30 protein-coding genes are annotated in these 24,015 nt (G+C 42.8%); 7 read left to right on the forward strand and 23 right to left on the reverse strand.

The features are described from left to right. Nucleotides 1-43: 43 nt before the first annotated feature. The 10 genes from L0991_06090 to L0991_06135 all read right to left on the reverse strand — a co-directional run bounded on the left by L0991_06090 (nt 44) and on the right by L0991_06135 (nt 6,855). On the reverse strand, nt 44-853 hold the full coding sequence (locus L0991_06090) for a hypothetical protein (GenBank protein XGB63639.1): 810 nt from the start codon (nt 851-853) through the stop codon (nt 44-46). Between the two features lie 198 nt (nt 854-1,051). Then, nucleotides 1,052-1,996 carry a hypothetical protein gene (locus tag L0991_06095; GenBank protein XGB63640.1) on the reverse strand — a complete coding sequence of 315 codons (945 nt, stop codon included), beginning with the start codon at nt 1,994-1,996 and terminating at the stop codon, nt 1,052-1,054. 155 nt (nt 1,997-2,151) lie between these two features. After that, entirely contained in the window at nt 2,152-2,496 is a 345-nt protein-coding gene (locus L0991_06100; GenBank protein ID XGB63641.1) for an antibiotic biosynthesis monooxygenase, read from the reverse strand. A gap of 202 nt (nt 2,497-2,698) precedes the next feature. Next, nucleotides 2,699-3,199, reverse strand: coding sequence for an NAD(P)H-dependent oxidoreductase (locus L0991_06105; GenBank protein XGB63642.1), 501 nt, complete (start codon nt 3,197-3,199; stop codon nt 2,699-2,701). 27 nt (nt 3,200-3,226) lie between these two features. Next, nucleotides 3,227-3,319 carry a DUF3265 domain-containing protein gene (locus L0991_06110; GenBank protein XGB63643.1) on the reverse strand — a complete coding sequence of 31 codons (93 nt, stop codon included), beginning with the start codon at nt 3,317-3,319 and terminating at the stop codon, nt 3,227-3,229. Between the two features lie 44 nt (nt 3,320-3,363). Next, entirely contained in the window at nt 3,364-4,518 is a 1,155-nt protein-coding gene (locus L0991_06115) for a hypothetical protein (GenBank protein XGB63644.1), read from the reverse strand. Between the two features lie 398 nt (nt 4,519-4,916). After that, nucleotides 4,917-5,267 carry a RidA family protein gene (locus L0991_06120; GenBank protein ID XGB63645.1) on the reverse strand — a complete coding sequence of 117 codons (351 nt, stop codon included), beginning with the start codon at nt 5,265-5,267 and terminating at the stop codon, nt 4,917-4,919. Nucleotides 5,268-5,486: 219 nt separating this feature from the next. Beyond that, the gene (locus tag L0991_06125; GenBank protein XGB63646.1) at nt 5,487-6,095 is read right to left on the reverse strand and encodes a sugar O-acetyltransferase; all 609 of its coding nucleotides are present in this window, start codon (nt 6,093-6,095) and stop codon (nt 5,487-5,489) included. 88 nt (nt 6,096-6,183) lie between these two features. Next, on the reverse strand, nt 6,184-6,573 hold the full coding sequence (locus L0991_06130; GenBank protein ID XGB63647.1) for a VOC family protein: 390 nt from the start codon (nt 6,571-6,573) through the stop codon (nt 6,184-6,186). Nucleotides 6,574-6,693: 120 nt separating this feature from the next. Beyond that, the gene (locus L0991_06135) at nt 6,694-6,855 is read right to left on the reverse strand and encodes a hypothetical protein (protein ID XGB63648.1); all 162 of its coding nucleotides are present in this window, start codon (nt 6,853-6,855) and stop codon (nt 6,694-6,696) included. Between the two features lie 142 nt (nt 6,856-6,997). On the opposite strand from L0991_06135, the gene L0991_06140 reads away from it, so the two are divergent. Further along, nucleotides 6,998-7,396, forward strand: a complete 399-nt coding sequence (locus L0991_06140; protein ID XGB63649.1) for a YkgJ family cysteine cluster protein — start codon at nt 6,998-7,000, stop codon at nt 7,394-7,396. 33 nt (nt 7,397-7,429) lie between these two features. On the opposite strand, the gene L0991_06145 is transcribed toward L0991_06140, so the two are convergent. From L0991_06145 to glpT, 9 genes are all read right to left on the reverse strand, one after another. Next, a complete protein-coding gene (locus tag L0991_06145) occupies nt 7,430-7,831 on the reverse strand; it encodes an NUDIX domain-containing protein (protein ID XGB63650.1) in 402 nt (133 codons plus the stop codon). Between the two features lie 197 nt (nt 7,832-8,028). After that, nucleotides 8,029-8,409, reverse strand: coding sequence for an STAS/SEC14 domain-containing protein (locus L0991_06150; GenBank protein ID XGB63651.1), 381 nt, complete (start codon nt 8,407-8,409; stop codon nt 8,029-8,031). Nucleotides 8,410-8,517: 108 nt separating this feature from the next. Continuing rightward, the gene (locus L0991_06155; GenBank protein XGB63652.1) at nt 8,518-9,120 is read right to left on the reverse strand and encodes a class I SAM-dependent methyltransferase; all 603 of its coding nucleotides are present in this window, start codon (nt 9,118-9,120) and stop codon (nt 8,518-8,520) included. After that, nucleotides 9,113-9,634: an HAD family hydrolase gene (locus tag L0991_06160; GenBank protein ID XGB63653.1), complete on the reverse strand. Its 522-nt coding sequence runs from the start codon at nt 9,632-9,634 to the stop codon at nt 9,113-9,115. Before L0991_06160 ends, L0991_06155 begins: the two co-directional genes overlap by 8 nt. 42 nt (nt 9,635-9,676) lie before the next feature. Further along, nucleotides 9,677-10,177: a GNAT family N-acetyltransferase gene (locus tag L0991_06165; protein ID XGB63654.1), complete on the reverse strand. Its 501-nt coding sequence runs from the start codon at nt 10,175-10,177 to the stop codon at nt 9,677-9,679. A gap of 37 nt (nt 10,178-10,214) precedes the next feature. Next, nucleotides 10,215-11,159 (reverse strand): D-2-hydroxyacid dehydrogenase family protein, encoded by a 945-nt coding sequence (locus tag L0991_06170; protein XGB63655.1) that lies wholly within the window; start codon nt 11,157-11,159, stop codon nt 10,215-10,217. Between the two features lie 97 nt (nt 11,160-11,256). Beyond that, complete coding sequence (locus tag L0991_06175; protein ID XGB63858.1) at nt 11,257-11,721, reverse strand: ASCH domain-containing protein; 465 nt, start codon at nt 11,719-11,721, stop codon at nt 11,257-11,259. 223 nt (nt 11,722-11,944) lie between these two features. Next, the gene (gene glpQ / locus L0991_06180) at nt 11,945-13,000 is read right to left on the reverse strand and encodes a glycerophosphodiester phosphodiesterase (protein XGB63656.1); all 1,056 of its coding nucleotides are present in this window, start codon (nt 12,998-13,000) and stop codon (nt 11,945-11,947) included. A gap of 82 nt (nt 13,001-13,082) precedes the next feature. Further along, nucleotides 13,083-14,453 (reverse strand): glycerol-3-phosphate transporter, encoded by a 1,371-nt coding sequence (gene glpT / locus L0991_06185; protein ID XGB63657.1) that lies wholly within the window; start codon nt 14,451-14,453, stop codon nt 13,083-13,085. A 571-nt stretch (nt 14,454-15,024) separates the two neighbouring features. On the opposite strand from glpT, the gene L0991_06190 reads away from it, so the two are divergent. Next, nucleotides 15,025-15,735 (forward strand): membrane lipoprotein lipid attachment site-containing protein, encoded by a 711-nt coding sequence (locus L0991_06190; protein XGB63658.1) that lies wholly within the window; start codon nt 15,025-15,027, stop codon nt 15,733-15,735. Between the two features lie 196 nt (nt 15,736-15,931). Next, nucleotides 15,932-16,432 (forward strand): hypothetical protein, encoded by a 501-nt coding sequence (locus L0991_06195; GenBank protein ID XGB63659.1) that lies wholly within the window; start codon nt 15,932-15,934, stop codon nt 16,430-16,432. 97 nt (nt 16,433-16,529) lie between these two features. Here L0991_06195 and L0991_06200 read toward each other — a convergent pair whose 3' ends face one another. From L0991_06200 to L0991_06215, 4 genes are all read right to left on the reverse strand, one after another. Then, nucleotides 16,530-16,784, reverse strand: a complete 255-nt coding sequence (locus L0991_06200; protein ID XGB63660.1) for a DUF3297 family protein — start codon at nt 16,782-16,784, stop codon at nt 16,530-16,532. A gap of 193 nt (nt 16,785-16,977) precedes the next feature. Further along, complete coding sequence (locus tag L0991_06205; protein XGB63661.1) at nt 16,978-17,445, reverse strand: GNAT family N-acetyltransferase; 468 nt, start codon at nt 17,443-17,445, stop codon at nt 16,978-16,980. 76 nt (nt 17,446-17,521) lie between these two features. Further along, on the reverse strand, nt 17,522-17,659 hold the full coding sequence (locus L0991_06210; protein XGB63662.1) for a hypothetical protein: 138 nt from the start codon (nt 17,657-17,659) through the stop codon (nt 17,522-17,524). 26 nt (nt 17,660-17,685) lie between these two features. Beyond that, complete coding sequence (locus L0991_06215) at nt 17,686-18,828, reverse strand: PcfJ domain-containing protein (protein XGB63663.1); 1,143 nt, start codon at nt 18,826-18,828, stop codon at nt 17,686-17,688. 235 nt (nt 18,829-19,063) lie between these two features. Between L0991_06215 and L0991_06220 the strand changes: the two genes are divergently transcribed. The 4 genes from L0991_06220 to L0991_06235 all read left to right on the forward strand — a co-directional run bounded on the left by L0991_06220 (nt 19,064) and on the right by L0991_06235 (nt 23,344). Continuing rightward, complete coding sequence (locus L0991_06220) at nt 19,064-19,486, forward strand: universal stress protein (protein XGB63664.1); 423 nt, start codon at nt 19,064-19,066, stop codon at nt 19,484-19,486. 203 nt (nt 19,487-19,689) lie between these two features. Then, a complete protein-coding gene (locus L0991_06225) occupies nt 19,690-21,048 on the forward strand; it encodes a DASH family cryptochrome (GenBank protein XGB63665.1) in 1,359 nt (452 codons plus the stop codon). Further along, nucleotides 21,045-22,604: a cryptochrome/photolyase family protein gene (locus L0991_06230; GenBank protein ID XGB63666.1), complete on the forward strand. Its 1,560-nt coding sequence runs from the start codon at nt 21,045-21,047 to the stop codon at nt 22,602-22,604. Before L0991_06225 ends, L0991_06230 begins: the two co-directional genes overlap by 4 nt. Beyond that, on the forward strand, nt 22,604-23,344 hold the full coding sequence (locus L0991_06235) for an SDR family oxidoreductase (protein ID XGB63667.1): 741 nt from the start codon (nt 22,604-22,606) through the stop codon (nt 23,342-23,344). Before L0991_06230 ends, L0991_06235 begins: the two co-directional genes overlap by 1 nt. Nucleotides 23,345-24,015: the final 671 nt, after the last annotated feature.

The raw sequence follows: 24,015 nt of genomic DNA on the forward strand, positions 1-24,015 counted from the left end.
GAATCACTCTTAAATGCTTTGTTATAAGCCGCCAGCTAAATTGTTAGCTGAGAATTTCTTTACGATAAACGAGTACAGTTAACACTATAAAGATAAGAAAGCTAACTACGTCCCTTATGTCTGTCATATTCTTGACTTCACTGTTATAGTTTTTGGCACAACGAGTATAGACCGCATGAAGATCATCAAAACGAACTAGGAATTGGTTAATTTCTTGCAACGCTTCAGTATTGCCTTTTCTTACGGCTAAGTATTGGTCTTGCATTAAATCACGAATAATTTCGATTCGTTCAACCATCCCATCGAGGTTGTACTCACCATTTTCATTTCTTTCCGGCTTGACACTATATATTCGCTTATGTATCCGCATAATAGCATCTGGTCTTTGGCTCAACCTTTCAATTAGTGTAGGGTATTCTTGGACTAACTTATTATATATATCCTTTGAATCATCAATGAATAAACACTGATCTGAATTAGTGTATTCAAGAGATACAGCGATATTATCAGCCATCTTCTCGATCGACATTAGAACAGGCTTGGAAGATACAAGGTTATACAATTCTAACATTTGGTTATGGTATTCACGCAAAATGGCAATATATTCGTCATTGACGGTTTTTTGCCCAGTTTCGATACTAAGCTCCGATATCAAATCTTTATCGTGAATATATAGGTTCATATTTCGCAAGTTAGAATCTAAGTCACTTTTGGGCTGATAAAATTCAATATCCTTATCCATCATAGGCTTAGGAATGTCAAAAATCACTTTATCTACCATGAATTGTGCTATGCAAAGTACAGCAATCCAACTAAAAAGCTTGATTCGTAGTTCTTTTTTACTTTGTTCCATAGTAATTACAGCAATCTAATAATTCCCTCCTATTCAACCACATGATAACTGTATATGCAAACAGTGCATGAAGTAAGGCTTATAACGCCAAGCTAAGTGGCTAACAAACCTGCCACCCTGCTAAATAACCCACCTTAAACACTAAAACCAACGCATAGTACAAATGCCACGCGTTGCGAATCACTCTTAAACAATTTGTTATATTTTTTCACCCAACTCGACTGTCCCACATCCCCAATCGCCATCTTCTAACCTGGTAATTATGAGATTTATTTTCGACAAAAACGTGCTCTCTTTTGCCATCCATTTGACTAGCTTAACCTTAGACTCATTACCTTTATAATCCTTCTTTTTTACATGGGACTGTAAAATATCTTGTATCGTCCCAGCAGCAAAATCTGTAACACTTAACAAGTCGCTCGTTAATGGCTCGTTATCAAACGGTTTAGCAAAGCCTAGAATATCAAACTCATAATCACAGTACATTTTTAGGACATTACTATATATTTTTTGCGTGTCTTCAAATGACCGTTCATTGCCATCTTCATTAATTGTATCATTGTCGCAAAGCCACAAGGTTTTCTGTCCATGATGTCCAAGCGCGCTTAAAAACATGCAAAGCGGATGTAACACTCTAAAGAGTTTTTCCGCGTCCTTTCCTTTCCAGCCTGAGAAACCATGATTGGATAAAAGAGCCACTAATTCTTTATGAGATGCTTGTGCATTCAAGCCAAAAACAGTTTCAATATTTCGGTCAATTGAAACAGTAACTAAAGCACCATGTATATATTTATCTACTAATTCTAAATATTCTGATAGTGCTCTCTTGATTGGACCGTACCTCAAGTCCTTATAGTTAAGCTCTTTGAATGGTTCATTCAAAGAATGCTTTTCCCTGAGTTCTTTTACGTGTTCTTCAAATACAAAACGCTTATCTGCTGACAATATAAGAAATGCGTAAGTTGAGAAATCAGCACCTTTGTGCTCGCCTCCAAAATCTGACATTATAAATAGCCCATCATCGGAGCTAAAATCTGGCAGTTCTGGAATTTTGACGATATCTCTAGCAAGTAACCTTGCGTACAGAGGATAACTATCGTTCATACGCTTGAATTTGTATTTGTTTAGTTTTCTAACTCTCAAGCAAGTTCTCCGTTGCCAAGAAAAATATAACGCCGCGTTAAGTAGTGAGCAACGCCGTACCAAACCTAATCCATTGTGCCTTAATCACTAAAGCTGATTCAAACGCAAAATGCCAAGCGTTGGGAATCTGTCTTAAACGCTTTGTTATGTGAATTTTAGCCGTGTGCGTCGATACTATCTTTTGGGGCTTCTGAACGTATGTCCATGCCATAGTCTCTGATGACACCCCCAACTCTGAGTCTGTAGCTTTCAAAAACACCACTACGACCTTTTAATTGAGCAAATCGATGAGATTCTAGATTCCGCCACTCTTGAATTGCTTCTTCGTCACGCCAAAATGACAAAGATAGAACCTTGCTGTCATTTGTTAGACTTTGGAAACGTTCGATTGAGATAAAACCATCAATATCTGATAGCAGCGGTTTTAGTTCACTTGCAATATCTAGATATTCAGAAGTTTTACCCTCTGCTACCTGTACTTCAAAAATTACTGCGATCATAACTCACCAGACTACGACTAATATATTCGAGCATTTTACCGAATTGGAGCTGCTGTAAATATGAGTTGTAGCAAGAAGTTAGAGATTAGATTCTGTGATTTTTCGCCATTCACATAACGCCGCATTAAGGTGTGAGCGGCGCTTGGCTATACTTGAGCGAAGCGAAACTGCTAAGCGTTGCGAATCACTCTTAAATGCATTGTTATGTAATATTTTCAACCAGTCGCACTGCACTATTTGCCACTTTACCTAAATCTGATTCACTTTGTATAGCTAGGTATTCGCAACCTTTGAACTCAAATTGCATATAGTTTGCGGTTAGTTTAAAAGGTTGTATGAAACAATCTGGGAGTTCTGTATTGTACCCAGTTGATAGCACTGAAATAGACTTCCCTTTTAGCTTACGCCCTAAATCTTTTTCAATCGTGAGCAGGTCAGACAAGCGGTCAAAGAAAACCTTTAATTGCGCTGACATTGAGTACCAATAGACTGGAGAGGCAAAGACAAGATGGTCATAGTCCGCTAAGTCATGGATGACTGATAGGAAATCATCGCTTCTATTATTGTGCTCATAATCATAGAAGCTAATGATGTAATTGGATAAATCAAACAACTTTGCGCCTGATTTCTCTATGAATGAACCAACTAAAACTCGTGTATTTCCATCAGATTTAGAAGTACCTAGTATTACTGCGATCTTCATTGAACCTCCATATTACATAACGCCCTGTTAAGGTGTGAGCAACGCAATACCGAAGTAGCCGCATACCACCTTAAACACTAAAACCAACGCGTGGTAAAAATGCCACGCGTTGCGAATCACTCTTAAACAGTTTGTTATACAAAAAGTGTAAGAAACTAATTAGCTTATATAGGCTGCATACTTCTGAATGCTTTGTCGTTATCATCACCTGTGTATTCATACAAACACATCGCAGCAGATATCAGCGTATTTCTGGCAACTTCATAGGCAATTTTCCTTTCAGCGTGTAGAGACTCCAACCTGTCATAGTAAGTGCCATGCAATACCTTTGAACGCCCATCGTCATAAATTTGCTTGATCAATTGATCTAACGTTTTAGGTTTGTTTCCTTTCGTTACGACCTCTTGTCCATCAACCCCAAGCAAAGTTGAAACCATGTCTGAGATACCGCCGGACTTACCTCCATTTGAAAGAACATCTAAACTTGTCCCTAACTTTGCAATAGCAACTGCATCACTCGATTCACGACATGCTTCGCCAAACCAATCTAAAGCTGTAGCCCAACGAACAACTAACTTAGGATGAGAATGTTGTCCTGGATGTAGTAACCCTTCTAAAATTGAAGCGATTGATGGAATAAATGATTTTATACTCGACATAGCTTCCTCGAGCCTAGTTTTAGATACTCCAATAAATCGGTCACTTAATCCTGATCCAGGGAGCCAAAGATTGCCATTTGTTTCAATTAACCGATGGGTACTAACAGGACCTAACCTTTCTTCATGGAGTGCTTGCTGCAAAAAGAAAGAGCGCCCTCCAAGAAGTAACGAAAGCGAGTCAAGAGCACTTTTGGCGACAATTTGAGCAAGCTTTCGAGAATAATCTCTTTCAAAACCTGAAATAGTCACCTTAATTAAAGACGGGCAATCTTTTATCGCGAGATAAATATCCGAACCCAAACCTGGTATTTTTTCTCGATGCTTCGGGTTATTTAAAGCCTCTTTTACTAATATTTTCCAATTATTGTTAGCTTCTTTTTCTCCTAGATAACTATCCTTGCCAGATTGTGGGAAATCAACTGCATCAATCCAATTGTCTCTAGTTATAAATGTAATAGGACCTAACTCAAAAGGAGCTTCAGACTCTATTCCCAAAGTCCAAGCAGGGAAGTAATGAGTAAATGATGTTACGTTATCAGAAATTACTTGTTCAATTTTGCACTTAAGTTCTTTAATTGCGGATTTATCACCAGCCATATATTCATTGTCAAAAGCGCCTTCTACGAACATATTTGCAACGATTTGTTGCGTTACTTTCATGTAACTTCCCAGCTCAATCCTTGGTAACCCATTTTTTCGGTTTTCAAATATAACTGTCGTTAGCTTTCTTAAGTGCTCATTCGCGTCTGGTGTAAAGCTAATTTGATATCCGTGAGTGTCATCTGTTACGAAACAAGGAAAACCATGTTCGCTACCCCAAGAAAACTCTTTCGAATGAATATATGTTAACTCGGCAACCAATGCAGTTAGGTGCTCTCTAATACTCATCTAGTAAACTAACCTCTAGTACGATACTTCTAATTTTGTATAACGCCATGTTAAGTAGTGAGCAACGCTCCACCTAACTCAAACCATACCACCGTAAACACAGAAGCCAAAGTTAACCCTGAAGATCGCAAGCGTTGGGAATCTGCCTTGAACATTTTGTTAGATGAGTATTACCCACGTACCGCTGTGACGGTTACTTCTATCAGTACTTTGCCCTCTAGTTCAACACCTAGGCATGCTCGTTGAGGCCAGTTATCTGGATTATCACCTAGCCAGTCACACCAAATTGAGTCCATAATTGGTTTATCTTTTATGTCTGCGATATAAACTTGAGAACTGACAATTTGAAACTTATTTGAGCCCAATTCTTCTAAATTGCGCTCGATTATTTCTAAAGTTGACTTGGTTTGTTCTGCGATCCCAAGCTCTGTATTTGACGCCGTAGCAACCGTCCACACTAAGTCTTTATATGCAGATGACTTATTGCGTCCTTGATATACCCCACGTTTCCTTTCAATCACTAGAGCCTCCTTGCTCATCTAACAGCTCTATTAGACTGAAAAATTCTGTATTTAAATGCAGATTAATTCTGTCTAGTTTCTACCGTTCACAGCTCATATGCAATCTAGTCATTATATAACAACGACTTATATCACAGCTAGTGTCGGCTTTTGGTAAAGTACGGAATATTTCTGTCTAGTATGACCAAACTCCCAACATAAGAATTTGGTCAATACGGTTTACTTCAGCTCTTCTGGAATGCGGCGATCTTTGTGATAGTACTCTCGGTCGTGTTCGTTGATTTCTCGTACGACTTTGCAAGGGTTACCAACAGCTACCACATTGGCTGGGATGTCTTTCGTGACTATGCTGCCAGCGCCAATTACCGAGTTTTCACCTATGGTGACGCCCGGCAACACAACTGTGTGCGCACCAAGCCATACGTTGTTACAGATACGGACAGGAACATTGAACTGCGCAGCTTTGAGCCTGAGTTCTGGGCTGATGGGATGTGTGCCTGTCGCGATGGTTACGTTAGGTGCAATCATCACGTTATCACCGATGAATACGTCGGTGTCGTCGACAAGCGTTAGGTTGAAGTTTACGTATACGTTGTTACCGAGGTGAGTGTGACGCCCCCAGTTGGCGTGCAGTGGTGGCTCTATGTAACAACCCTCGCCGACTTCTGCGAACAGTTGCTTCATAATTTGTTGGCGTTTTTTACCCTCACTCGGGCGAGTGTGGTTGAAATCGTACAGCACTTCTAAGCATTGTGTTTGCTCGGCGACCAGATCGACGTCATCACAGTAATAAACGTCTTGGCTGTGCATTTTTGCCTTTATATCCATGTTTGAACCTATTTGATAATTACCGAAGACCGGCATAAATAAAGCGACATATGGATAATTTGAAGCGTTTCACTGGCCTTAAAACAAGTTAAGAGTTACGCGGCTTTATGTTCTCGGCTACACGCCAAAGCACACCACTTGGGTCAGTGATACAAAACTCAAGCATTCCCCAAGGTTGCTCAACAACCTCGGTAACGGTTACTTCAAATTCCGCCATTACATTAGAGTTTTGTAGGTGCTGATACCAACTTTTTACGTCTTCTACGAGCAAGTGCATCATGTAATTGTGACAGTGCGCAGGTTCGTAAAAATCTTGTAACAGGAATGCATAATCGCCGTGACGAAAATAAGCGATATCATGGAATTCAGACATGAGTTCAAACCCCAGAGCTTGGTAAAATCTCTTAGATAGGTCGAAATCTTCTGCGGGAACAAACGATTTTATTTCAGTGACTTTCAGGTTTTCTACGTTGGACATTTCCTTCTCCATTACAGGCCATTCCTTAGTGATTGATGTTGAGCTTAGCAATGAGGTAAATGTTAGGTGACATTGTCACGTAACAACCACCTCATTGAACGTGCAGGGTTTGAATATGAGTTAATCGTCAGCACCACATTTTGCACAAGGCTGGTAAGTACGTTCGCCTTGTTCAATTACCACGTAATCACGCACGCAACTTTCACATAATGCTAGCTTTGGGTAAGCGTCCTTCTGTTTCTTTGCGTTTATATCGCCTTCAGTGGTGTAGATAGTTCTCATTTGAAGCCTTTAGTATTAATCACTTATGAAGCCAAATTGTATCACTGTTTATCGCGCCATTTTTATACTTTGAACAACAAAATCAACGTGCCACGCGTATCAGTGGTAACATTAAAAGAGTCAGCCAACGAAGAAGCCAAGAATGAAAGATTGTAATCAATGCGGAAAATGTTGCATCAAATATGGGGATGGCGACCTCGCCGCAACTCAAGAAGAGATTGATTTGTGGGAACTGTTCAACCCGGACATCTTTGAATATGTTCGCGGTGGTGAAATTTGGTTCGATCCTCTATCCGGCGAACGTTTAACTCGTTGTCCGTTTCTAGAGGTCGCCCCGAATAAAAACACAAACGCTCAAGCCAAATACACCTGCAGTATTTACTTAGACCGCCCAGAGGATTGCCGACACTACCCTAGTCTAATCAATGAGATGGTCAGGGATGAGTGTGAGATGATTGAAGTAGTGGATCTGCAAGATACGAAAAAAGCTCAAAGAAAACTCGACCTTTTAATGAAAGGAAGTCGCCCTTCAAGCTTTTGATAATTGTGATCTTTTGGGGAGCTTACCTCGCCTTTACGACAAGTACTGATTCTCTTCTAACCAATCTAGCGCGACCAGTGCTGCCAATGAACATACTTCTCTGTCATTGCCATCGACAAACTTAAGCTCTTCGATTTCAGCGTCTGGTGATAGTTCACCTGTGTAGTCAGCAGCGTAACAAGTCAATTGCACAGAAACGCCTTCCGCTTTGCCATCAGCTTGGCCAGTAAACGTCTCAACGTATTTGATTGAATCAGGTACTAAATCGACTGAAATCTCTTCTTTGATTTCACGAAGCAATGCTTGCTCATCACTTTCACCCGCTTCGCGTTTTCCGCCCGGTAAGTAAAATAGTTCTTTGCCTTTTGATCTCACCATCAGCAGCTTGCCATCTTGAATAAATATCCAAGCGAGCTTATCAATTACCTTATTCATATTGTTAGACCTTGTTATAGCGTTTCTTATTCTGGTTAGAGCGACGTTATCGCACGAGCGGTATGTTACCTGCAGCACTCAGCATATTCTATTGAATTACATAAAAAATAACGTTGGGAGTCGATGAATGACAGCTGGTGGTTAGTTAAAGGTCAACGCTTACCACTGGCTGTCATTTGAAATAAGATGTGATGAATCTAATCAACAAGCCACTCTATGGCAGAGTCGTGATCTTCGAATGATTTGATTTCACCAGACACAAACCAGCTCCCCACTTTTGATGCCAGTTCTTGCCAGCTTTTATCACCACAAATAGCGATCTTGTCTATCTTGGAGTTGAGCTCTAACCCGAGTTTGAAATCATCCAATGCGGCGCGTAATTCCCACCCCGTCAGCGTTGAGATATCGACCATCATCTTTAATGCTGATGAATCGATCTCTTTTATGGTGGTTTTTAAGATAGGTATCATCGCTTGATAGTCGTCGTGCGTTAGTTTCCCTTTCGCTTTGAACACGATAATGGTTTCGCCGCTAACACGCTCAATTCCAACCGATATTCCATGACGTTCGACACTCATAACCTAGCCCTTCTATTAGAAATATAGGCTTAGCTTAGAGTATTAATTAGACAACAAATGAGAGATTGCTTTCAAAATGAACGCACAGAAAATTTTAGATTAACGTTACTAGGTTGGACGTCGCTTAATCGCCACAACAGAGTAAGTATGCCAATGCTTCATCTTGCCTAATGATGTAAGCGCTTGTTCGTCTCGCTCGTGAAAACGGATAACTTCGAACGTATCAAATAAACTCAGTACTTTTGCCTTTGTGAGGGGCGTTGTAGAGGTTCGATAACCATAAGCCCAACTATCGTCTACCCCCATGAAATCGCCCGCGAATACACCACCGATTTCAATGCTTTCGATGATTCGCTGCCACGTCTGATCGAACTGATTTGGCTCTGCAAAAAATAGGCTGGAGTTCGCAATCACTAGCCCGGCTTTGGGATAATCATAACCTTCAAATGCGCTTTGAGATATCTCGACCAAAGCTTTTTGACCGAACCTGTCTCGACATATCGATATCGAGTCAGAGTTAACGTCGAAGCCATAAACTTGGTGGCCTTGCTGCTCTAAAAACTCAATGTCACTTCCTGTACCACAACCGCAGTCAATCGCGACATTTAAGCCTGACTCGTTCAGCTTCATAGCGAATTCTGTTCTTTTTGAATGAGGCTTATCTAAGGCTTTTTGATAATACTGACGCCAAATCTCAGAATGTTCATCCATTGCATAACTCCAGTAGTTCGATCAGGTTTTGAACCTCAACAATAGGTAAGATTGTATCTGGAATATCACCTTCTGTGTTGAGCCAAACTGCCTGTAGGCCAGCTTCTAGCGCTGGGTAGATATCTTTCTCTAGGGTATCGCCAATCATGGTGATCTCTTTTGGCTTTATCCCGAGTTGCGAGATGATCGCAGGATAGAAGCCCGGCTCGTATTTAGATAAACCAATACTCGCCTTACAGAAGTAACCATCAATGTATTGCGACAGGCCAACTCGCTCAAACGCACAGATGATGTCAGTTTTGCTTGAATCGGCCGCATTAGTAGCGATGTAGATGTTGTGATGCTTGGACAATTCAGCGAGTAAAGCTTGTGCTCCACTCACTTCTTGTACGATTTCCCAGTCACACATTTTCCCTTGTGCGTCTGGGAAGTCGATCATTAAGGTATTGCCCCAATCAAATAACACTGTTTTGGTCAGCTTGGTTGCAACCGTTGATTTTGTACCCTTGTTCATCATGCCTCCTGCATCGATGATGTTTCGAATGTTTTACCGTACTTACAAGAATTTCTCGATAAGAATCTCATCAAAGTATTGCTCACCAATCTTGGCGTGTTTCTTTGCAATTCCGACAGTTTCAAAGCCTTGTTTGAGGTACGCCGCTAATGCGCGCTCGTTATCTGCTAGGACATAAGCAAAAAGCTTTTCGTAGCCTTTGGCTTTTGCGACTTCGAATGTATGTTCAAATAAATGCTTTGCGACGCCTTGCCCACGGCTATTTGCGTCAACATAAGTCCCAATAATACCGACGTGGTCAAAGGCTTTGGTATATGAGGCAAACGGCTCTACGTTTTGAAAACCAAGCAGGTCACCAGTCGTTTCATTGACAGCAACACTGAATACACCTCGCTCTGGAAACGACTCAATAAATGCCTTTTCTTCTTCGACCGTAAACGTCTTATCCAAGATAGTGTAACGCGCTTCAGTGATAATTGGATTCAATACGTCAATTATGCCTTGAGCATCGCTTACCACGACTTGTCTGACTGTTAAGTTCATACTTTCTCTACCTTTTTTGTATGGGCAGATTCTAGCTCTATATGCCAACTTTGTGATAGGACAGAATGTTATCAAAAGCGATATCAAAGTAGAGTTCGTAACTATTTTGTTCAACGTAGCCCAAATGCGGCGTTGCAGTCACATTTGGTAGAGATAACAGAGGTTCGTTATTCGGAGTCGCAGGTTCAATATCAAACACATCAATTGCTGCTCGTTTACTTGGTACCTTGGTGAGTTCATTAAATAACGCATTAGGCTCGACTAACTCCGCACGGCTGATATTCACGAATAGTGAATCAGGTTTCATTACGCTCAGGTCATTAGCAGTAACACAGCCTTTAGTGACACTGTTTAAACGGAGGTGTAATGAGAGTACGTCAACACTCTCGAAAAATGCCTGCTTGGTTGCTGCCGCCTCGAACCCATCGGCTTGTGCTTGTTCTCGCGAATTTTGGCTACCCCACACCATAACATCCATCCCGAATGCTTTGGCATATTGCGCGATGCAGCGCCCAATTTTTCCATAGCCCCAAATGCCAAGCTTTAGGCCCCTTAGCGTTCTGCCTAAACCGAGTACACCTGAATCTTGCCATTGGTTCTGTTTAAGGTTTGAAGCGTAAGTAGGAATGTGACGAGATGCCGCCATAATCAATGCCCAACAGAGCTCAGAGGGCGCGACAGGTGAACCTCGCCCTTCTAGCACTTTAACACCGAAACGTTCACACAGCTGAGGATCTATGTGATTACTGACTTTTCCGGTTTGGCTGATCACTTTTAAGTTTGGCAGTTTAGATAGCAGCGACTCCGTAATTTCGGTACGCTCGCGGATCAGCACAAGCGCCTCAAAATCGTACAGCTTCAACGCTAGTTCATTTTCTGGATAGGTCTCGGTGAATACGGTTACGTCATGATCTTCCAACTTTCGGTAACACTCGAGACTTTTTACTGCATTTTGATAATCATCCAATATCGCAATTTTCACTTCACACTCCTTGTTCTACTGCTTTGCTATTTTTGAGCGTTAAGTGCCACGGGTTAAGATTCATCTAACTTGTGACACTCTCTATAAATCAAACCAATTATTGATGGACGACTTTGAAACGCTCAAGCACCAACATCATGTCTTCACTTGGCGTAATCTTTAGCTCTTCACACTCACGAGAGAAAAAGTTCCAGTGCGCTTCTCGCCACCATGCCAACGTTTTGTCCCCCTCGCCTTCAGCGGCAGCAAACTCAGCCGTCACTTGGTTATATGGGCACAATGACACCGAGGTAAGTTCAACAATACAGACAGGATCACCGTTCCAATCAGTGACCACCTGTAAATGTCCAACAACGGGTATGGTTTCGCCTTCATGGCTGTACCAATACTCCAAGCTGCACGAGGCTTGTTTTTCACCTTTCAGTATCAGCTGCGCACACAGGTTGGCATTGTATTCATCCGCACAGTAATAGTCGGCACTGAATGAGGTGTATTGTTTGGCAACCTCAGCCGGCAGTGTATTGAGATAGCTATCTAGATAAGCTTTGCTTCTTTCTTCCATGATGGGTCCATTTTCAATATTTGTTTCAGCCAGAATCACAACATATTGAGCAACTGACTGCATTGCGCGTAACCTATCAAGGAGCGTAAACGGTGTAAACCAAGTAACGATGAAAGTGTGTTAAGAAAGCAGATTTAACGCAGGGTTGTTAGATCAAAAAAAGAGCTAAAAACACCTTCAGGCAGTGCTTTTAACTCTTTGTAATTTATAGTCGATTAACCAATTAACGGTTTAAAAAGTCTACAGCTTTGTCTGGGAAGTCGGTAAACACACCGTCGACTTTCACTTGGTTATAAAACACATCCAACATCCCATCGAAGTTATCAGCATAGCCTGGAATTCGGCCTGGATCAGCGCGGAATGTATATGGGTGAACATCTAAGCCAGCGTCTTTCGCTGACTTCATCAATGGCTTAATAATGATGTTGTCTTTGGTTGATGCATCGTCCACCAGCATAGGCTTCCAAGGACCAATACCGTCAGCATAAGTCGCGACTTTTGCCATGCCGCCCTTCTCGAACATCCAATCATAACTATAAGGCGTCGCTACATCGCCTTTGTAAGTCATGGTTTCATTCCAGTCCGTGTAAGCCATTAGCTGAACAAGCTTAAGGTCCATTTCCATCGCAGGCATGAGTTCGTCGTTTATACGTTTTAGTTCGTTCGCATCGAAACACTGCAAGTAGACCTTATCGTCTTTAGATAGGTAACCATATTGATGCAAGGTAGCCAGTACTGCTTTAGAGATGTCTTTGCCTTCATGACGGTGGAACCAAGGTGCTTTGATTTCTGGGTAGATACCAACGTCATAGCCAAGGGTCTTATTCAAGCCTTGGATCATTTCGATTTCTTCTGCAAACGTTGGTACTCGGAAATCAGACTGCCACATTGGGAAGCGTGTTGGGTAACCTGCGACTTTGTTCCCTTGCTCATCAAGCTTAAAGCCTTCTGTCACTCTTAATGATTTTATCTCAGCGAGTGTAAAATCTATCGCGTAGTAGCGCCCATCTTCACGCGCACGGTCAGGAAAGCGCTCTGCAACATCGGTAACGCGATCTAGATAATGATCGTGAAGTACGACGAGTTGGTCGTCTTTGGTCATCACAACATCTTGTTCGATGTAGTCCGGCTTCATTGCGTACGCAAGAGCCTTAGCAGGCAGAGTGTGCTCAGGTAAGTAGCCCGATGCGCCTCGGTGAGCAATAACCAAAGGATCGGCAAAGGCGTTAGCCGATAAGCTTAGAGCCAATAGAGTCAGGGACAGTGACGTTGTTTTCATTGTTCTATTCCTTGATAAAATAGAGGCAGGTTATCCCTGCCTCGTTTAATTATTAGTATGATGATTTTGAGTTAAAGAATGATTAAGCTATTGCCTCTTTCTCTCGCTCAAGGCTTTTCTCTTTATGGTGCTTACGCTCACCGACAAACGCGTACAGCAGACAGATGATTGAAGCAACACAAGCACCCACCAAGATAGTGAAACCACCATCCCATCCGTAATGGTCAACCATGAAGCCAAGTACTGCGTTTGCTGCAACTGCGCCACCTAAGTAACCAAATAGACCTGTTAGACCAGCAGCTGTACCCGCAGCTTTCTTAGGTGCAAGTTCAAGTGCGTATAGACCAATTAGCATTACCGGACCGTAGATTAGGAAACCAATTGCAACCAATGCCATCATATCAATAGTTGGGTTACCTGCCGGGTTAAACCAGTAAACTAGAACCGCGATAGTCACCAATACCATGAACAAGATACCAGCTGGAGCACGACGCCCCTTGAATAGCTTATCTGAGATCCAACCACACAATAGCGTGCCAGGGATACCTGCCCACTCATACAAGAAGTAAGCCCAAGAAGATTTATCTACAGAGAAGTCTTTCGCTTCTTTTAGGTAAACAGGTGCCCAGTCCAGTACGCCATAACGAATTAGGTAAACGAACGCGTTTGCAATTGCGATAGACCACAGCAGTTTGTTATTGAATACGTACTTAAAGAAGATCTCTTTCGCTGTCATCTCAGTTTCGTGAGATTTGTCGTAGTCATCTGGGTAGTCGTTTTTGTGCTCTTCAATTGGCGGTAGACCACAAGATTGAGGGGTGTCTCTTACTGTGAACCAAATAAAAATAGCAACGAGAGTGGCAAAAAATGCAGGAACATAAAAAGCGGTTCGCCAATCGTCGTTAAAAGCCCACAGACCCAATAAGAACATTGGACCAATCAATCCACCACCCACGTTGTGGGCAACGTTCCATACTGACACGATCTCGCCACGCTCTTTACGTGACCACCAGTGCACCATGGTTCGTCCACACGCTGGCCAGCCCATACCTTGGAACCAACCGTTCAGGAATAGAAGAATAAACATTGCGGTGATGCTGCCGGTTGCCCAAGGCATGAAACCAAAGCAGAACATAACCAGTGCCGACATTAACAAGCCACCACTGAGGAAATAACGAGGGTTAGAACGGTCAGAAACGCTACCCATTAAGAATTTAGATAAACCGTAAGCAATAGATACGGCTGCTAATGCCACACCCAGCTCACCACGGCTGAAACCCTGTTCAATCAAGTAAGGCATTGCCAAACTGAAGTTTTTACGGACTAGGTAGTAACCCGCGTAGCCAACAAAAATACCGATGAACAGTTGCCATCGTAATCGTGTGTAAGTGCTATCGATCTTATCTGATGACAAACGATCGATATGCGCCATAGGTTTGAATATTCCAAACATAGGAACCTCATGTTATTGGGCGAAGGAAGAATAAAATGCTCGAACGAAAAAATTAACGCTCATTCGAAAACAGGAGGGATTGTATGTGCTTCAGGAATAATTTCTGTGATGCATATAGCTATTAACAATAAATTTGTTTAAATACAGCAAATTAGTTTCATTTAATTAGATCATGCTTCATATTTTTGACCATTCGTTGATTATTCAACCAATTGTAAATCGAGCAAGCACTAGCCAGCAGTGAGCAATCGAGCACTAAGCAAGCACACTACGTCGTATTATTGTCCTAGCTGCATATTAAATACTGCGTTTATGAGTTATTACCGCGAACAACCGATCGCAGCTTCCTACCCTCCACGTACAACTCATCCCCACCAACGTTCTTTTGCACACCCAAAACATAACCAATCGTGATGTGACAACTATGATCCAGTTTATTTATTGAGCATTCATGTTTGCGTATCGTTCACTTCAAGCGATGTAGCAGATCAAGTAAGTCAAAGTTATTGGCGTTCGAGAAACACTTTCTGTGCATCAACTGTTTAGAACAAACCCAACGATAGGAAACATCATGAACAAATCACTTATCGCGCTTGTCCTTACTGCCGTTCTTGCGGGTTGCTCATCTGGCGGAACCTCAGACCCGGCTCAACCGCAATTCGATGGGGATCATGGCTATGAAAATATCGACCCAGGCTTTGGGGACAAAGATGTTGATGGCGGATACGAGAATCCTGAATCAGATCCAGGTTACGGTGCCGAAGCCCCGACCTTAAAAGATAAAATCGCTCAAGCCGACCTTGGTTTTATACACATCCCAGAGCTAGGCGATATCCCTTTCTTCAATAAAGGTAACGATGAAGCAAACATCAGTGCGGTGAAGGAACGAGACCATGATGGCGAAACGTTATACAGCATCTACGTTGGCGAGCGACGTGTCGGTGAAATATTAGTTCACGATGGTCATGTTAAAGTAACCGCAGGCGATAAAGAAATTAACGCGAGTAAGAAAAATTACCAAGACACTGAATACACATTTTGGACAGTTAGAGACACCAACGGTAACGTGATTGGAGACTTTAAACGTGTAGACGATGGTGTTTGGATTTTCCGTGAAGAAATAGAACGTCAAACATTTGTTGTTAAATATCATGATGGTAAGTGGAACTTTATCCCAGTTGCCGATATCAAGAACAAAGTTAAAGACAAACTGCCTACTCATGCTGAAGTGACAAAAGTACGTACCAAGATGCAGGTAAACAAACTACGCACTTTAAAATAGTCCACTTCAACTCCTCACAATAATGACACCCCATTGTGCAGGCATTCTTTCAACTGGAGAGTGCCTGCTCAGAACAAGAACAACGGAAACAGATAACAAAAACAACTCAAGGACGATCCCGACTAGGTTACTCATTTACTGGCGTTCCATATCACCGATATGCGCCTCTATTAAGTACACATAAGCGAGCGATCCAATGACTATCAAAGCCCTTCCCCTTACAGTTTTAGCTTCTCTTCTTTTGTTCTCTACATCTCATGTTAACGCTTTCGAACAGACTCAAGAAGAAACAGCCGTTACGTTTGGCCTATCAGCTGAAAGAGGCTGGAGAGATTGGTCTGCTTCTTATGTGAAATATCGTGGTCCGGGAACAGTTGGTTATGGTGTTGAGTTTACACGCTCGGCATATAACGAGGATGACGGAGCTTACGAGTACAAACAACGCGACAACGAATATCAGTTCCATGCACCGATCGGTATTACCGACAACTTGTATATCACTCCCGGCTACGGAATAAAACGAACACACACGGATATTACTTTTGAAGGACACGAGCTTTCTGATAGCGCAACAAAACAAGTGGGTGGCTTAGATGCAACCTATATTACGGACACCGGCTTCGTTGTGACCGCAGGTTTTGATAAGGCCGAAGGAGAAGATTTAGAATTTTCCATCGGTGCAGGTATTGCTTGGTAAACATTGCCAATCCAAACGATCCATACAAAAAGGGCCTAGATTTCTCTAGACCCTTCTATAAACAGTATTCCGCAGCTGAGTCAGCTACAACAATCTATTATTCTTCGATGTAGTAAGCTTCTACAGTGCCTTTAAGAGTAATAAGCATTGGCTGACCGAAACGATCAAGTGCTTTAGGAGAAGGAATCTTCACCCAACCTTCGCTGATGCAGTATTCTTCAACATCAGTACGCTCTTTACCATTTAGACGGATACCGATTGGGTATTCGAAACACTCAGCCACGTGGTGTGGGCTGCGTGGGTTGCCTGCAAGATGATCTGGTAAAGCTGGTCTTGAATTAGTATCGCTCATGTTCATTACCTGTATGTACGTAAATAAAAAAAGTGCGTCATTCTAGTCAATATAGGCTTTGTGCTCAACAACTGCCGTAATAAATCGTATTGATAGCTTTAATCAGCGCCTAGTTGTTTGATTTATTGGCGATATTTGCCCTGTTTCTTACAAAAAACTAAACACTTTTAACATCGTAAGCCGATACCTTCACTCAAAAAGAAACGCACATCACATGATGGTCTGGGTCGGTATCAATATTGACGCTCGACCAACCGAGAGATAGGTACAAGGACGGTATATTGGTATAGGCGTAAAGCTGAGATGCAGAAACTTCCTCGGCTTTCGATTGGTAGAAGGCTGGCATCTGTTCAACCGCTCGCTTAATCAAATCACTCGCAATGCCTTGGCCTCGCCATTTCTCATCAACATAAACAGCATTAATCCAAACAACATCCCTTACTTGATGAGGTTCTTGAAAGTGGGAATACGCTAAGCCACCAATGACAACATTGTCGCGAATGACCACGATCACTGGCGGTAGACGAGTATTGGTTGGGTCCGATTGTTCTGGATAGGCTGATCTAAACTCAAAGTCCGCCCATTCACTTTGAAAAAGGCGTTCAAGCTCTTGCCAATGTCGAGAGTGCTGGACACATTGTCTAAAAACGACTTTTTGCATTTAAACTTCCTTTTTAAATACGAACGATAGAAATGAGAACCAGTGAATTAAACAACTCACATAAAGCAGTGTTACGCTACTCTTCTTCCTCATAATGATCATAGTCTGCGTCTTGATTGATCTCTTCTCCACAACCTAAGCATTCCGCTTGTAAGTCCGTGGGCATCGCAATAATCAAACCACAATGTGGGCACAAATCGCCTTGTTGATACATATAGCTTCCCTTCTACTTTACCCAGTCTACTTTAACCAATGTTGGTTAGGGTATGTTTGCTTGCTCTCTTCCAACCAATCGTGGATCACTTGACGAGCTGCCTCAGTCGGTGGCGCGTTTCTTTTTCCGCAGATTTGGTCAATCTCGAAAGGAAACGTTTTACTTGGAACACGACGTAAACCTATGGTTAAGCGCTGTGGTTTCATCATTCGAAACACCACATAGCGATCACTCATAATGCGATTATGATACACGCCGATACAGTGCTTTTGTTCAATGCCCTCTTTCTCAAGATCAAAGTAATCCGTAATTGGGTGAATGTTTTCATTCCCCAGCAAAGGGACCGGATACGGGATATCCATGTCCATTGGGCGACTGCCTTCTAAACGTCGCAATTGACGCTGCTCAGTCCAACGGTCGTGGAGTTGTTCGAACATTGCGAACGAGTTCTGACTGGTTATTGAACGTAAAGGATCATCAATTTCTAAATCCTGCCCCAACAATATCGCATCTTGGAACATCGCCATCTTTGACGGAGAATTGAGTCTACCTTCTTCAACCATTGCAATGCCCAATCGACTTCCGGTTAAAAATGGGTGTACCTGATCCAAACGCAGTGCCGTGTAGCCAACCTTCGAGTAGTGCTTAAACTTAAGAACACGTCTTTGCAGCGGCTCTAAAATTCGCACGATATGATCGAGTTCATCACCAACGTTATAGTGCAACTCAAGCTTATCGATAAATTTTAACGTCGCTTTGCTACTGTCTAAACCAAGCTTAGCCAGGATCTTCTTTTGCCCTAAACGGCTTAGTTCCAGAGCCTTCTGGTTATCAACACTGTATTTCATGCAAATCAGCGCCAAAATCACTGGCCGTAATTCCAACCGTTGTGCCGCTTCATAGGTGTTCGCCGCCAACCATAGCATTTGGTACTGATACTCTGGAAAGTTGTCTGTGATTTCACGGTAACGTGCTGGCAGAGTTTCTAACCATCGCCCGTTAACATCAAATTGCTCTATCAGGTTAAGGCTTAACCCAATACCACCATCGAGTGGACGTCGTCCGTCTTCAAACACATGGAAGCCAACCAATTTTTGTGACCAATCACGAATCTCGATATCGTAATCAAAGCCAAGTGTTCGGGTGGGAATGGTGAGTAATGCTGTCATTGATGCCTCTTAATTGGTGGCGCATTGATCTTTCAAGCCTATATAACAGCATAAGCTAGCGCTTCATCCACTATATCAACCTTTTGTAAATTTCTTATCAATCAAAGCGCTATATACAAGATAGCCTTTATAAGATCTTTGAATGATGATTTTCCTTAATATGAGACCTCTTCGATATCATTTGCGCCAACAAAAACTATGCTTGTTACATAACCCACAACAAAAGGCTTAAATTATGGAATACCGACATATTCTAGTCGCCGTTGAATTGTCTGACGACACCAAAGTACTGATTGATAGAGCGACTTTCTTCGCAGATAAACTCGATGCGGATATTTCGTTTGTCTACATCGATGGTACGCATGGAGAAATCTACCCTGAGCTAGTTGATATTCAAGCAAATGACGGTGATTTACCCATCAATCAAGATGCCGTTAACCACTTGAAGGAATTCGAGGCTTACGCAAAGCACCCTATTAAGCATATTTTTGTAGGTACGGGCGATTTGAACGATAAGCTCAAGAACACGATCTCAGCAAATAACGTTGACCTATTGATGTGCGGCCATCACCATGATTTTTGGCATAAGCTTATTTCCCACTCGAAACAGATAATCGATACATCTCCGATTGATATCTTGGTCGTTCCGATGGAATAGCAGCTTTCTGTTAAACGGTTAAAACGTTCAGCATTGCCAACCTCTATCGGTATTATTGGTTGGCATACTTCGGTTGGCTGAATACCCTTCTCTGCTCGTCCCTTTCCTCTGGCTAAGTACTACCGATTTCCCAACATCATTTGTGATCTTGTCAGCGTATCAACTCGTAAGCGTCTAATAATTAACAATTCACGAGTGTAAGCATGAAAAAGATTGGTCTCTATCTTTTTACAAATGACTTAAGAATCAACGACAACACACTACTTTATCAAGCGTCGCAGAGCGTCGACGAGCTACTATGTGTCGCGATCGAACCTAGGCTTTCTTCCTATTCAGTTTGGCTCTCACAAGAACCACATAATGGAGCACATCGTCACCTCTTCATTAAGCAAGCTTTAGACGATTTAGCCTTGAGTTTGGCGCGTCTTGGACAACGCCTTTTTGTGTTAGAGCGAAATACGAGTGAGGGCTTAGTTCAACTCGTCAAATCTCAGCAAGTGACACACTTTTTTGCCAGTTCGCATTGTGCCCATGACGAACGACAGTTAGTAATTGATACGCTAACGCAGTGCCCTGATTTGCTCATATCTCAACAGCATCACACTACTCTGTTCGAGAGTGATACGTTTCCCTTTGAACTTACCAAGCTGCCTCGCTCGTTCACCAAGTTCCGTCTTCAAGTTGAACATTTAGAGATTAAGACTGAAGAGAGTGTAATAGCTTACCTGCCACCAGTACCTCAAACCGCTACTGACCCTTACAGAGAACCGCTACTTGAATCGGAAGCCTCAGATACAGGCGGCTACGCAGGCGGCGAAACGGCAGGGTTAACCCACTTAGAAAACTACTTTTCAAATGACTATGCTGGTACCTACAAACAGACGCGAAACGCATTAGATAGCATCGAGAACTCAACCAAGTTTTCGCCATGGCTAGCATTAGGGTGTGTATCGCCAAAAACCATTTACCGCCACTTAAAGCAATTCGAAGCGCATCGTGGCGCGAACGATTCTACCTACTGGATTTATTTTGAGTTGTTGTGGCGTGAGTATTTCTACTGGAAGTGTCTAACGCTCGGGACGTCACTGTTTGGTCGAAAATCTAGTGATCTGCCCAATGAACAATTGCTTGATACCACTGCGGGAGCGAGCTTTGCTAAATGGAAAAGCGGTAACACAAACTATTCCATCGTTGATGCCTGCATGCGCCAGCTTAACGCAACGGGTTATATGTCTAACAGAGGCAGACAGCTAGTCGCGAGCTGCTTGATTCACGAGCTTGGTATTGATTGGCGCCACGGTGCCGCCTACTTCGAAAGCCAACTCATTGATTACGATGTCTCGTCGAATTGGTGTAATTGGGCTTATATCGCCGGAGCTTTAAATCCACAGGCTACGCAAAACACCAACAAACAAAATGCTGCCAATCAATCACAATCTAAATCCCGTCATTTCGATCTTGTTAAGCAAACAGAAATGTATGACCCAGAGCACGCCTTTATCAACAAATGGCACCAGGACGATAAAGCTTCAGCGTCAACTCGATATCAGGACGTAATATGAAATACAAAACTGTACGCCTAATTTTAGGTGACCAGCTCAATATTGAGCACTCTTGGTTCGATCACGTCAGTGATGAAGTGATCTACATCATCGCCGAACTCAAGCAGGAAACCGACTATGTTGCCTCGCACATCCAAAAAGTGGCGGCATTCTTCTCTGCTATGGGTTATTTCGCTGAAGAGCTCACACAACGTGGACACCAAGTGTTGCATTTGACCTTGGATGATACGGCACAGTTTAAAGATCTCGATGCCGTTCTTCAGCACTACACAAACGAGTTTAACGCCGAGAAATTTGAATACCAGAGACCAGACGAATATCGTCTATTAGAACAACTTAACAGGCTCAAATTACCTAACACTGTTAAAGGGAGCTGCGACTCCGAGCACTTCATGTTTCCTTTTTCCGAAATCGAAGAACAGTTCCCGAAGGATAAACACATCATGATGGAGCACTTCTATCGTCGAATGAGGAAGCGTTTCGACATTCTCTTAGACGACGGCAAGCCAGTCGGCGGTAAATGGAATTATGATGCGAACAACCGTAAAAAACTCAAGAAACAGGACATCGAAAACCTGCCACAACCCTTGATGTTTGCCAACGATATCTCATCCATCCTAGAGCGCATTGAACGACATCAAGTAGTAACCATAGGACAAGTTGGTGACCAACTGCTTTGGCCTGTGAATCGAGCGCAAAGTTTGTCTTTGCTCGCCCACTTCTGCCAAGTTTGTCTGCCGCTGTTTGGTCATTTTCAAGATGCAATGACAGTGGAACACGACTCAAAGTGGAGCTTGTATCACAGCCGACTCTCGTTCTCGTTAAACAGCAAGCTTCTTAGCCCTAGCGAAGTTATTGATGCAGCTCTTTCTGCTTACCTCGCTTCTTCTAAGCAAAATGCACCCACTATCGATATTGCGCAGGTCGAAGGGTTCATTCGTCAGATATTGGGTTGGCGTGAGTATATACGCGCAGTGTATTGGGCGAACATGCCAGCTTACGCTACCAAGAACCACTACTCAGCAGATCGAGCATTGCCACACTACTTTTGGGATGGCCAAACTAAGATGAATTGCATGAAGCACGCGATTGATCAATCACTAGAGTATGCTTATGCCCACCATATTCAAAGGCTCATGGTAACGGGCAACTTTTGCTTAATCACAGGCATTGCACCAGACCAAGTCGACAGTTGGTACCTCGGCATTTATGTTGATGCAATTGAATGGGTTGAAATGCCAAATACGCGAGGTATGGCACTGTTTTCGGATGGCGGGATCGTAGGAACCAAACCATACTCTGCCAGCGGTTCTTACATAAATCGCATGAGTGACTACTGCAAAGGCTGTCATTATAAAATTAAGGAGCGCAGTGGTGAGTCCTCATGCCCCTTTAACAGTTTGTACTGGCGCTTTATGAATGAACACCGCGAGGCCCTAAACCGAAACCCTCGCATGGGTATGCTTTATCGTTCTTGGGACAACATGGATGAACAAGAACAACAAGCGATACTCGATACCGCTGAACAACGACTGATGAATTTGGAGAACTTATAATGGTGGAGCAACTCAGATTACACATATTGGTTATCGGTGGTAGTGGCGGCATTGGTCTCGCCATGGTTAAGCACCTGCTGTCTGAGCTGTCTCGCTTTGATTTTCTCGATATTCATGTTGCAGCGACTTACCATTCCCGAAAGCCTGAGATTGATGATAAACGCCTTACTTGGCACCAAGTTGACGTGACTCAAGAATCCGATATCGCCGAATTACGATCTCAATTTGATCAACTCGATTGGCTGATTAACTGCGTTGGGATGTTACATACGCCAGAACTGGGGCCTGAAAAGAATCTGTCGTCCATCGACCCGGAATTCTTCCTCAAAAACATGTCTGTGAATACCCTACCAAGCTTGTTGCTCGCTAAGCACTTCACTCCACTTCTTAAAGGGAGTGACAACCCCAAGTTTGCGGTGGTGTCTGCCAAGGTTGGCAGTATTTCAGATAACAGATTAGGTGGCTGGTATAGCTATCGATCATCAAAAGCGGCACTAAACATGTTCATTAAAACCATGTCGATAGAATGGGGCCGCACCATCAAGAAAGGCACCATATTGGCACTGCACCCAGGTACGACGGATACTGCGTTGTCGAAACCCTTTCAAGCAAATGTACCGGAAGGCAAACTATTTGATTCAGCTTACGTGGCACATCAACTAGTCGACATTATTCGCACTGCCACACCAGAGCAAAGTGGACATTTCTACGCATATAACGGCGAACAGTTACCTTGGTAAAGTAGACGTTAAAGATAGGGAATTATCGGAACCTCACTGAGATTCCCTATCACGCTCGTCCCTCGCTGTAGGGAATGACGAAGCTATAACTATATGGATGCCTTTCATAAATAACCAAAAGGCAGTTGAGCATCTAAAGTCAGTTACACTCACGCGGAACATCCGAATACATAAACTTAACGATTAGTAAGTACTGTACAAGTAGGAAGTGTACGCAATAGTCCAATCCATAAACTTCCTCGTCATTCCCGAAAAGGAGGAACGACTGAGTCGGGAATCTCATTAAGACATTCGCTAAACGTTAGTGACACTCCCTATAACGCTCGTACATCGCTTTAAGGAATGACAAAGGTTACGCAAACAAAGTTACCATTACCTTTATTCAGAATATGAGCCTCACTCGCAACCTACTGTGGGGAATCAGTATCCACTCAATGAGTAACTCATAACCCTCACCGTCATTCCCGAGAAGGAAGAACGACTGAGTTGCTAATCTCATTAAGACATGCGCTAAACGTTAGTGAGACTCCCTATCACGCTCGTACCTCGCTTTAGGAAATGACAAAGGTTACGCCAACAAAGTTACCATTACCTTTATTCAGAATATGAGCCTCACTCGCAACCTACTGGGGGGAATCAGTATTCATTCAACGAGTAACTCATAACCCTCA

It is taken from the genome of Vibrio chagasii (genome assembly GCA_041879415.1).
Taxonomy (GTDB): Bacteria; Pseudomonadota; Gammaproteobacteria; order Enterobacterales; family Vibrionaceae; genus Vibrio.

Coding starts and splice junctions, on each gene's coding strand:
- L0991_06205 (XGB63661.1), bottom strand. CDS start 17,445: ATGCAAAAAGTCGTTTTTAGACAATGTGTCCAGCACTCTCGACATTGG.
- L0991_06160 (XGB63653.1), bottom strand. CDS start 9,634: ATGAACAAGGGTACAAAATCAACGGTTGCAACCAAGCTGACCAAAACA.
- L0991_06145 (XGB63650.1), bottom strand. CDS start 7,831: ATGAATAAGGTAATTGATAAGCTCGCTTGGATATTTATTCAAGATGGC.
- L0991_06155 (XGB63652.1), bottom strand. CDS start 9,120: ATGGATGAACATTCTGAGATTTGGCGTCAGTATTATCAAAAAGCCTTA.
- L0991_06105 (XGB63642.1), bottom strand. CDS start 3,199: ATGAAGATCGCAGTAATACTAGGTACTTCTAAATCTGATGGAAATACA.
- L0991_06130 (XGB63647.1), bottom strand. CDS start 6,573: ATGTCCAACGTAGAAAACCTGAAAGTCACTGAAATAAAATCGTTTGTT.
- L0991_06225 (XGB63665.1), top strand. CDS start 19,690: ATGAAAAAGATTGGTCTCTATCTTTTTACAAATGACTTAAGAATCAAC.
- glpQ (XGB63656.1), bottom strand. CDS start 13,000: ATGAAAACAACGTCACTGTCCCTGACTCTATTGGCTCTAAGCTTATCG.
- L0991_06150 (XGB63651.1), bottom strand. CDS start 8,409: ATGAGTGTCGAACGTCATGGAATATCGGTTGGAATTGAGCGTGTTAGC.
- L0991_06235 (XGB63667.1), top strand. CDS start 22,604: ATGGTGGAGCAACTCAGATTACACATATTGGTTATCGGTGGTAGTGGC.
- L0991_06125 (XGB63646.1), bottom strand. CDS start 6,095: ATGGATATAAAGGCAAAAATGCACAGCCAAGACGTTTATTACTGTGAT.
- L0991_06140 (XGB63649.1), top strand. CDS start 6,998: ATGAAAGATTGTAATCAATGCGGAAAATGTTGCATCAAATATGGGGAT.
- L0991_06195 (XGB63659.1), top strand. CDS start 15,932: ATGACTATCAAAGCCCTTCCCCTTACAGTTTTAGCTTCTCTTCTTTTG.
- L0991_06175 (XGB63858.1), bottom strand. CDS start 11,721: ATGGAAGAAAGAAGCAAAGCTTATCTAGATAGCTATCTCAATACACTG.
- L0991_06210 (XGB63662.1), bottom strand. CDS start 17,659: ATGTATCAACAAGGCGATTTGTGCCCACATTGTGGTTTGATTATTGCG.
- L0991_06100 (XGB63641.1), bottom strand. CDS start 2,496: ATGATCGCAGTAATTTTTGAAGTACAGGTAGCAGAGGGTAAAACTTCT.
- L0991_06215 (XGB63663.1), bottom strand. CDS start 18,828: ATGACAGCATTACTCACCATTCCCACCCGAACACTTGGCTTTGATTAC.
- glpT (XGB63657.1), bottom strand. CDS start 14,453: ATGTTTGGAATATTCAAACCTATGGCGCATATCGATCGTTTGTCATCA.
- L0991_06165 (XGB63654.1), bottom strand. CDS start 10,177: ATGAACTTAACAGTCAGACAAGTCGTGGTAAGCGATGCTCAAGGCATA.
- L0991_06230 (XGB63666.1), top strand. CDS start 21,045: ATGAAATACAAAACTGTACGCCTAATTTTAGGTGACCAGCTCAATATT.
- L0991_06135 (XGB63648.1), bottom strand. CDS start 6,855: ATGAGAACTATCTACACCACTGAAGGCGATATAAACGCAAAGAAACAG.
- L0991_06090 (XGB63639.1), bottom strand. CDS start 853: ATGGAACAAAGTAAAAAAGAACTACGAATCAAGCTTTTTAGTTGGATT.
- L0991_06190 (XGB63658.1), top strand. CDS start 15,025: ATGAACAAATCACTTATCGCGCTTGTCCTTACTGCCGTTCTTGCGGGT.
- L0991_06200 (XGB63660.1), bottom strand. CDS start 16,784: ATGAGCGATACTAATTCAAGACCAGCTTTACCAGATCATCTTGCAGGC.
- L0991_06220 (XGB63664.1), top strand. CDS start 19,064: ATGGAATACCGACATATTCTAGTCGCCGTTGAATTGTCTGACGACACC.
- L0991_06115 (XGB63644.1), bottom strand. CDS start 4,518: ATGAAAGTAACGCAACAAATCGTTGCAAATATGTTCGTAGAAGGCGCT.